The 6,000-nt window shown below is 25.2% G+C and carries 5 protein-coding genes; all 5 read right to left on the reverse strand.

Features of this window, described 5'->3' with window-relative positions; translation table 11 throughout:
* Positions 1–690 precede the first annotated feature (690 nt).
* Positions 691–2,022 carry a phage portal protein gene (locus tag CLOACE_RS09380; RefSeq protein WP_070110855.1) on the reverse strand — a complete coding sequence of 444 codons (1,332 nt, stop codon included), beginning with the start codon at positions 2,020–2,022 and terminating at the stop codon, positions 691–693.
* A 104-nt stretch (positions 2,023–2,126) separates the two neighbouring features.
* The gene (locus tag CLOACE_RS09385; protein ID WP_070110848.1) at positions 2,127–3,692 is read right to left on the reverse strand and encodes a phage terminase large subunit family protein; all 1,566 of its coding nucleotides are present in this window, start codon (positions 3,690–3,692) and stop codon (positions 2,127–2,129) included.
* Entirely contained in the window at positions 3,679–4,077 is a 399-nt protein-coding gene (locus CLOACE_RS09390; RefSeq protein ID WP_070110849.1) for a hypothetical protein, read from the reverse strand. The genes CLOACE_RS09385 and CLOACE_RS09390 overlap by 14 nt, the downstream gene beginning before the upstream one ends.
* A 167-nt stretch (positions 4,078–4,244) precedes the next feature.
* The gene (locus tag CLOACE_RS09395; protein WP_139141323.1) at positions 4,245–5,489 is read right to left on the reverse strand and encodes a hypothetical protein; all 1,245 of its coding nucleotides are present in this window, start codon (positions 5,487–5,489) and stop codon (positions 4,245–4,247) included.
* 64 nt (positions 5,490–5,553) lie between these two features.
* Positions 5,554–5,745 carry a hypothetical protein gene (locus CLOACE_RS09400; protein WP_070110851.1) on the reverse strand — a complete coding sequence of 64 codons (192 nt, stop codon included), beginning with the start codon at positions 5,743–5,745 and terminating at the stop codon, positions 5,554–5,556.
* Between the last annotated feature and the right edge of the window lie 255 nt (positions 5,746–6,000).

Raw genomic sequence — 6,000 nt, forward strand, 5'->3', positions numbered from 1 at the left:
TTTCACTAATTGATAATGTATTATCAATTGAAAAGTTATATTCGCTAAATAAATATTTACTTGTAGTTACAATATACCTTTAAAATACGTTCAAACCGTTGGTATATCTACACTTACGCTATATTCGCTTTTTTGTTTATTTATTTAGCCATTCTCATTTAGGTTTATACGTTATATTTATACATTTTTCTATGTATATTAGTGCATATATACATGATTTACATTTTATTCATACTTGCATATATATTTATATTTTTTTATATTTATGCAAATTATAATATTATTTATACTTCAATCACTTTAGCATATTAAAGTTATACATCATTAAACTATTATAATTATTTTATTTTAGACAGTACTTGAATAGTACTGTCTAATTTTATTATAATTATTTCTATATTATTTTTCAATTATGTTATTTATTAATTGTTTTACATTTATTATAACATAACAGGGCGAATTTTAGTAATGAATACTATACCATATTACTCCACTTTAATTAACCACTAAAAAAATCACTAAAATATATACCTCCATACCCTTAATTTACAACTCTGTCAAAGCCCTATATTTTATACATTTTAGCCACGTAATAACCATATACCCTGCTACCCTATTTAATACATTTAACCTACTCGCTACCCCTTTAAAAGGATAGCGAATTTTAAACATAAGTTTAACTTAGGACACCTAATTTCTATCCCCTTTATTATCCGCTTCTGTGTCTACAACTTTTTCGCTACTATTACTACCTTCTTCATCTAATCTAAATAGCTCCTGTGCAACATCAGTTGTTAAAGGACTTTTCTCTATTATACTTCTCTTACTAATAGCGTTCATATCAAACTGTTTACGTAAGTTATCCAATAGTTCACTCATATTCATTGGTCTTGAATAATTAAAAGCTACACTTACATAATCTTCATCTTGAAATTCAATACCTTGTAGCTCTAGTATCTTCTTAAATATATTAAATCTTTTATTTAATCCTCTAGTTATACACTTTTCGCTGAGCATAGCCATTACATCAGCCAGCTGATACAACAACTTTAAACTAACTTCTGATACATTTGCCACATTCGTATTACCACTCACAATTGAAGGCATATGTGCAACAATATTTAATTTCTGTGCTAAAGTATCTAAATATAATTTAATAGTAGAATAATCCATATTAGCACTTACATATTTCATATCACTACCCGCTTCTAAACTAATATTATAACCACACGCATCAGCCGATATAGTCCCCTCAATCTCTTGTCCTATTGTAGTTAAAAGTGGATTAAGTGATAAAGTATATATACTATCTCCCATTTTACTTAATAAATCTTCTATTTCGTCTAAAATTGGTCTTATATCTTTTAATATACTAACTCCAAAATTATCATCTTCATCTGATAGTGAATGATAATGAATAGGTAATCCAGTAATATTCTTATACTCATTTATAAGTTGTAGTTCCCCACCTTCATTATTCCACTCTTGTACCCTATCTGTATAATAAACATTGTAATAATAAATATTATTTGTTATCCAATGCTCTATAAAAGCAATATAATTACCACTTTCTGAATATACTGGATAACCGTAAGCGCTATCAATTATTTTACTTTTAATTACTTTATTATCTACATAAATATATTCGTACGCATCACCGAACTTTGACATCTTATCTAAAATCCTATAATCTATATCGTTATATTCTCCACGTCTATATATCTTTTCTATTTCCTTTACCATGTTTTCACTTCCAACTAAACTAACTGGTTTACCTAGTAAATATGTACTATGAAAATTCAATATTGTTTTTGCTTCTTGAATAACTATTTTTCTAGTTATGTATTCCTGTTCCTTATATTTTATATCTTCTCTTTGTAGCACTTTATGTTGTCCACCTAAATAATTTTTATAATTTACTACATTACTTATTCTTTGTAAATGGTATCCTTTCTCAACTTCTTGGGAAAACCAATCATTTTTCCCATTATAATTTTTTTCAATATATTCATTTATATTCATATGATTTATCATTCCTTTCTTTTTTAAAGTGAAGTCCTTCACCCACCTATCGAAATTCGTATTTACGAAATTTAATTTAACAACATGACGATTCAAACGACACCCTAACATTTATAGTGATACTTTTGTTTCATAGCCACTATTGCAAGAGCTGTAGCCATAACTGTATCGTCGTGTGAACCAGATACTGCTCCCATTTTTCCATTATCTGATACAAATACTTGCATTTCTTGTAATAATCTTTCGCTATTTATTACCATTAATCTTTTTTCAAATAGTTCAATAAAATCATTAATAATAAGCGATTTAGTTTTAGAATTTGTATCAAATCCCACATTCCAAACCATTCTGTTAAATTCATCATAACTTTTATATTTAACCATATTCATATACTTAAATTCATATCTCAATCTTGCAATTGTAGAATGTCCACCACTTGCTTTTTCCACACAAATTAATGCTTTATTATAATATCTACCAATAGCATCTATTATTTCCGCCATTCTGTACGGTTTAATCTTATTATTATAAAATTCTGCTACCTGTTCCCCATCTGAATTTAATACTTCGATTACAGAAAAATCTTGTCCAACTCCTTCGCTTAAATCCGCTCCGATATAATATTTTTCACCCATCTTAGGTAATTTCCACATAAAAAAAGATTTACCATATTCCTGTTTTAATAAACTTGGTAAATCAATAATATTTTTCTTATCTATGTATTTTATTTTATTATTTTTAATATTTGTTAACGCTTGACTTACTTTCTTATTATCAAATACACTATTACCACTTATTATAAATGCTTCCGTGTCTGTAGAAGGGTATTCTTGATGAAATTGTTCTAGTGATGTTTTACTTATTGTCATTCTTCTCCATGTCAATTGCTCCATACTAGCACCTAATTTTAACAATTCTTTTTCTTCTTCGTCTAAATCATTTTCAGATAAATTTTTACCATTAATAGATTTATATTTTTTAACCGCTTCTTTATATTTTTCTTTAAATAAACTTCCCCCATCAATCCAATTAAAGAAATATGGTTTAAAGCTATTTTCCTTATTTTTAGATTTAAAATATAAATCATGAAATAGATTAACACCATTAGCCGTACTTTCAATTATCAATGTTGCTCCTGTTCCTATTGCTTGTGTAATACTGTTTAAATGTTTTTCAGGATTTTTCCAAAATGCAAACTCACTTAAATGCACAAATTGTAAAGTATCACCTCTTGATAACTCTTTATTTCCCGCACATACACAAGTTATTTTACTTCCATTTACCATTTTAATCTCTTGCCTATTATTAGCAATTGTATCTGGTTTAAGCCACTTAGGTAAACTATTAAATTGTTGTTTTAACTTATCAAATACCGCATTACATGATTTTTGGTCATGTGATACTAACAAACAACAACTATTTGGATATACAATACATTGACGAATAGCAAGTGCAATACTAACAACACTTAATCCTAGTTGCCTACTCTTTAATACTATATTCTCCGCTTCTAATCCTTTAACAAATGTTTTCTGTTCTTGTGTAAGTATAAAAGGTACTTTCTTACCTTCTTTATTTACTATCTTAATAAAACTTTCTATCCATTCAATTTTATTTTCATCTTGCCATAACCACTTTAATTTCATAGCATTTTCTTTACTTATTCCCATTTTTACCACCACCAAGTGAAGGAATATTAATACCTGTTAAAAAATCGTCTATTTCGTCACTATCATCACCAAAGAAATCTGATTTATAAAATTTCTCTACCCATTCCGCACTTTTCACATCACCGCTCAACGCTTTATTGTACATACTATCGTAAATTTCTAACATTTTAATATTTCTCTGCTTTTTCATGTATATTTTGATTGCTTCTTGAACATCTTCTTCTAAAAGCCATTTTTCCATAGCAGTATTATATTCTACTTCACTATTCTTTTTACAATTTTTATTATAATCCTCTTTAGTTTTATCTCCATCTACAAACCATTTTACAAAAAATTCTTTTTTCTTTGCATTAGTTTTTAATATTTTCTTTAAATCTATAGCCATTTATAATATTCTCCTTTCTTATTTTATAATAAAATAAAAGAACGTTAAAATTTATATGTAAATACCGCACCTAATAAAATTTTTGCTATTTCTATTATTAAAGTTTCCATATATATCAATCCTTTTTAAAAAAATAAAAACAAGGGAAATTCAATACCTTGTTCAAATTATTTATTCTTCATTTTATTTCTTATTTCTAGTGTTATATCTTTTCTATTTATATCTAAAATAAAATTTAATATATCAATGTATTCATTTTTATATTTATCTTTAGACATAAGTATATCCCTATAATTAAATTTATTTTTTGCTATTTTTTCTCTATCATAATCGTCTGTAATTCCCCAAACATCACCTTTTTCAATTTTATCATCTACATATCCATCTATCATTTTTTTCTTTCTATTTATTTGTCTTTTAATATTATTAGTTAGATTTTTAATAAATTTTTTATTTAATTTTTCTTTAATTTGTTTAATATTTACACCTTCTAAAATTTTATCAATATTATCTAATTTTTTAATTATATAACCTTTAAAATACATTTTTATTTCTGTACCATCGTGTTGATGTAGTGCTTCAAACACCTCTATATTTAATTTATTATAAAATTTTCCATATAATTCTTCTGTTAAATAATTTACATCATTTAAATTTTTAATATTTTTCTCATGTTTCTTATTAAAATTTTCTATATAATTTTTTGTTGTAATATTAATTGTTTCTATTTCTTCTTCTGTTGCCATTCTTGTATTATCTATTATATTTCCTTCTAAATCTTCTACACGTTCTATTAATATATAATTGTAATTGTATTTTAATTTATATTTTTTATTTAAATTTTTTAAGCAAGTTTGAATAATTCCTTTACAACTTATATTAATATTTTCAAATAAATCTTTTGTAATTGTATTATTAGATAATCTTTCATTTTTCTTTAAATAGATGTTAAAATACTTCTCATTTTTCATTGCAAAATAATAATTATTATTAGTTAAAATTTGTGATGCTAATATATTATTACTTATATAAATTGTATCTTTAGATTTAGATATATAATCTAATAATATATATTCTAATTCTTCATATGAAGTTGTAGAATGTTTATGACTATTTTCATTCTTACCACTATTCCCTTTTCTTTTATCAACTTTTTCTTTTGGTATATCATATATTTCTGTAATAATATAACCTCTTCCATCTTTCTCTAGTTTTAAATAGCATTCTAATTCCTTAATTATTTTCTTTCTTGAATTTGTACTATCTTTATATAATAGTCCTGTAACCTCGGATAATTCTTTTAAGTTTTTATATTTAAAGTTTAATTTTATTTTATTTAATTTGATACCTTTCATATTTGATAACCTTCTTTCTAGTATTTTTTCATTTTTCGTAACCGACCATCTTTCCAATTCTCCTATATTGTTTTAAGTAATATAAATAATATAGTGGAATTAGAAACTTGGTCGGTTATATTTAATTATTACATATTTCTTTTCTTAAGTCAAATAAACCATTCATAGCATTTCTGAATTTCTTTGTGTCTTTAAATCCATATACTGTAAATCCTTTATCTCCTGTAAATTTATAGTATCTGAATTTCAGAAAAGCCAATGCTTCTGCTAAATATCTATTCTCAATGATGTAATATTCTTTTTTATTTTCCATAATTGATTCCTTCCTTTCTTAACTGATATTATCAAACCGACCATTTTCTAATTCTTCTATATAATTATAATATTAATATATAGTGGAATTAGAGATTGGTCGGTTTAAATTGTAATATACGGCTTGCCAGCCCGAAACTACGTTTCTCCTCGGCACAAAAACTGGCGTTTTTGTATAATATTTTTATTTTATTTTTTTATTTATTATAATCAATCAAAATTTTAAAAAATAACAAATTGCGGGGGGGGTTGGGGG

This window comes from Clostridium acetireducens DSM 10703, from assembly GCF_001758365.1.
Lineage (GTDB): Bacteria > Bacillota > Clostridia > Clostridiales > Clostridiaceae > Clostridium_C > Clostridium_C acetireducens.

What these genes read in the sequence shown, in the direction of transcription:
- CLOACE_RS09380 (WP_070110855.1), bottom strand. Translation starts at nt 2,022, where the DNA reads ATGAATATAAATGAATATATTGAAAAAAATTATAATGGGAAAAATGAT.
- CLOACE_RS09400 (WP_070110851.1), bottom strand. Translation starts at nt 5,745, where the DNA reads ATGGAAAATAAAAAAGAATATTACATCATTGAGAATAGATATTTAGCA.
- CLOACE_RS09385 (WP_070110848.1), bottom strand. Translation starts at nt 3,692, where the DNA reads ATGGGAATAAGTAAAGAAAATGCTATGAAATTAAAGTGGTTATGGCAA.
- CLOACE_RS09390 (WP_070110849.1), bottom strand. Translation starts at nt 4,077, where the DNA reads ATGGCTATAGATTTAAAGAAAATATTAAAAACTAATGCAAAGAAAAAA.